General features: G+C 40.8%; 4 protein-coding genes. All 4 read right to left on the reverse strand.

Annotated features, from left to right (window positions below; all coding sequences use genetic code 11):
- Window positions 1-91 precede the first annotated feature (91 nt).
- The 4 genes from H6F44_RS22415 to H6F44_RS22430 all read right to left on the reverse strand — a co-directional run bounded on the left by H6F44_RS22415 (window position 92) and on the right by H6F44_RS22430 (window position 2,927).
- The gene (locus H6F44_RS22415) at window positions 92-385 is read right to left on the reverse strand and encodes a type II toxin-antitoxin system RelE/ParE family toxin (protein WP_190353300.1); all 294 of its coding nucleotides are present in this window, start codon (window positions 383-385) and stop codon (window positions 92-94) included.
- A 9-nt stretch (window positions 386-394) separates the two neighbouring features.
- Window positions 395-625: an addiction module protein gene (locus H6F44_RS22420; RefSeq protein ID WP_190353301.1), complete on the reverse strand. Its 231-nt coding sequence runs from the start codon at window positions 623-625 to the stop codon at window positions 395-397.
- A gap of 92 nt (window positions 626-717) precedes the next feature.
- Window positions 718-1,092: a hypothetical protein gene (locus H6F44_RS22425; RefSeq protein WP_190353302.1), complete on the reverse strand. Its 375-nt coding sequence runs from the start codon at window positions 1,090-1,092 to the stop codon at window positions 718-720.
- Between the two features lie 32 nt (window positions 1,093-1,124).
- Window positions 1,125-2,927 (reverse strand): HEAT repeat domain-containing protein, encoded by a 1,803-nt coding sequence (locus H6F44_RS22430; RefSeq protein WP_190353303.1) that lies wholly within the window; start codon window positions 2,925-2,927, stop codon window positions 1,125-1,127.
- Between the last annotated feature and the right edge of the window lie 294 nt (window positions 2,928-3,221).

A 3,221-nucleotide genomic window follows, 5' to 3' on the forward strand; every position in this document is an offset into this window, starting at 1 on the left:
GCTTGATCGTCTAACAGTTCAGTTAGGGGAAACTTGATCATGTTTATGTCTGTTGTTGCGTCAAAACTTTTTTCCTATTTTACCATTTCACCTATTTACCCACATGAGCGTTAGGTTTTTGCTTGTGATGGGCGATCGCTAAAATATAAATTTGCTCACCATCTAAAAGACGATATACAAGTGAATATGGGAATTTTGATATCGCTAATCGCCGAACTGAGTCTCGAAATTTTAAGCCGAGTTCTGGATAACGGGCTAGTAAGTTGGTTGAGGACTCTACGGTATTTAAAAACTCTAGGGCGATCGCTTTGTCTTGAGTTTTGTAGTAGCCAATCGCGTCGTCTAGCTCTTGTTGCGCTAATGGGTGAAAAATGATTTCTTTCATTGCAAGTTTCTAGGCTAGGGATGCGCGAAGGTCTGCGAATACTTGGCTGGCAGGATAGCCAATTACTTCACCACTGGTGAGATCATGGTCGCGGGCTTCGGCTTCTTCGAGCCAGTCGTTTTCAATTTCGCGATCGATTTCGTTGGTTTTGCCTAGTTGTTCGATTAGGCGGGTGAATAGATGGATTAAGGAGTCTTGGGGTAATGCAAGTACTTCGTTTTCTAGTTGTTCGAGTGTCATTATTTAGTTCCTCAAGTTTGGCAATCTGTTATTGAAGTATTTTCATTATAGTTTCTGTCAGTTAGCCCATTAGAAAGCAATAAGAAGCATCTTTACTTTTTAGGTTTGGCTTCTAGTCCTGCTTTGAAGGCAGTAAGGAAGACTTCAACAAAGTCATTTTTGGCAATTTTTTTGATGGCTTCAAATGCTCCTGCTTTAAATGCAGCAACTAGGCGATCTTTAAGGGTTGGTTTGTTTTCTATCTCTTCCATTGCGGCGGCGGTGATGATTTCTTTGCCTGCTTCGCTGGTGGGATCGGAGATTGGGGGGACGATTCCTTGCAGGATTTCAACGAGTTCATTGGCTAGTTCTTGGGTGTTGGGGTCGTCTGTGCCGTAGTAGTTGTTTTGTGTGCCGATGTTGTTGCCATGTACAGTTGTATTGCCTGTGTTTACTGCTCCTACGGGGGCGTTGAAGTTAAAGGTCATATTTTTCTTGCTGGGTAATGTTTAGTGATTAGTTAAGATTCAGGTGCTGTCTTTTGGTTGTTTTGTGTAGCAATATTATCACCATGCACTGTTAGGTTTCCAGCAACTACTTGGTCTACTTTGTCGTAGAAGTTGTAGGTGTTGCTTGTGGTGGGGTTGGGGTTATCTTCGGGGGGTAAGGGTGTTTGAGCTATATCGTAGTTGTAGTATTTGCATCGGGCTTGGATGGCGGTGATGACTGAGAGGGCTAGTTGGCTGGCTTCTGTGGGGATGAGGGTGAGGAGATGGGGGAGTTGTTGGGTGAGGGCGGGTAAGTTGCGATCGGCTTCTGCAATTTTTTCTAATGACTTTACAGACTTTTCGCGAACATGCTGATATTTATCGTTCAGTCCTTGCATAATAAGTTCAACTTCCTCATTACTCAGACTTATGTCTAAACTTTTGAGTAGGTCTGAATCTTCATGTTTTAGTATTTGCTTATAGTATTTAATATTTTCGTCAGTGTAAATTTTGCTCAATACTTCTACCACCTTTTCACGAACTTCATAATCTGAATCTTCGATTAATTTATCAAGAATTTCAACAGCTTTTTTACTACCGATTTTGCCTAATACATCGACCATTGTTTCGCGAATATCAGGATCTTCATCGTTAAAATATAGACTTAAAGATTCGACAACTTTTTCACCTCCAATATTTCCCAACGACAATACTACAGTTCTACGTACATAAGGATCTTTATCTATCAGAAATTGTGTAAGAGATTCAATAGCTTTGTCGCTCCCGATATTCCCTAATGCCTCTATAGCCTTTAAACGCACATAAAAGTCTTCATCTTTTAGAGATTGAATGAGAGGAATAATAGCTTTTTCATCGCCAATCTTACCTAAAGTCCATGCTATTCTTCTGCGTGCATAAGGATCTTTGTCTTGGAGAGATTGAATAAGAAATCTAACAGCTTTACTGCTGCCAATTTTGACTAATGCTTCTCCCACAGTTCTACGTACATCAGAATTAGAACTTTTATCCTTTAAGGTTAGAATAAGAGGCTCAATAGCACTGTCAGAATTGATTTCACCTAACGCATAAATTGCATTACAACGCACGTCAAGATATTCGCTCTTCAGTGATTGAATAAGAGATTCAACAGCTTCCTCACTCCCAAGATCAAGATGAACTAATGCCCATGCCGCACCTCTAGATACGTTTGAGTCTTCGTCTTTTAAAGATTGAATGAGAGGTTGGATAGCTTTGTTATTCCCAATTCTACCCAAAGCGCTTAACGCATAAAATCGTACTTTTGGATCTTCATCTTTGCAGGATTGAATAAGAGTCGAGATCGCTTTATCATCTCTTATTTCTCCTAATGCTTGTGCTGCGGTTGCTCGTACATTATAGTTTTTGCTTTTGAGAGATTGAAGCAGGGGTTCTAAAGCTTTTTTGTTGCCAATTTTGCCTAAAGCCCACGACAATACATTGTCAAACACATCACATTTCTGACTTTTGAGCGATTGAGATAGAGATTCAATAGTCTTTTCACTTCCAATCCGAACTAATTCTCCTGCTATTCGCCAACATAGATAGTAATCTTGATTGTTCAGACTTAGGATTAAAGAGTTGATAGCAAAATCAGATTTTGTTTCTCCAAAAAGCTCGATCGCATATAACTGAGGGATTTTCCGTTCATCTATTTCCCTCAACAACAACCCAACAGTCTTCTCCTGAAACCCATATTTCACCGCCCCAGCCAACCTCGCCCCCAACCGCAAATCCACCTCCAGCGCCAGCCTTACCACCCGCACCGCCTGCTCCTCACTCTCCACCAACTCCAACATCAACGCCAGAGATTCTGTCCAGTCTAAATAGAGCTTGCTGAAAAAACAAGAAAAGCATACAAGCAATGGTATCCAAGGAGATCTAAAACTGGTAAAATGCAAGGAAAAGTAGGGAAAGCACGAAAAACCCTTGCACCGATAAAAATTCATGTACCGACAATCCCCCATAGGACAGCTATCATTCGAGAATTTTTACCTACCATTTGGCGGCAAACTGTCAGGAGAAAATCGATGGGTAAAATTAGCGGAACTAGTACCATGGGAACAATTTGAGAGTGAATATGCAAAACAATT

The sequence above is a fragment of the Pseudanabaena cinerea FACHB-1277 genome, from assembly GCF_014696345.1.
In the GTDB taxonomy this organism is placed as follows: domain Bacteria; phylum Cyanobacteriota; class Cyanobacteriia; order Pseudanabaenales; family Pseudanabaenaceae; genus Pseudanabaena; species Pseudanabaena cinerea.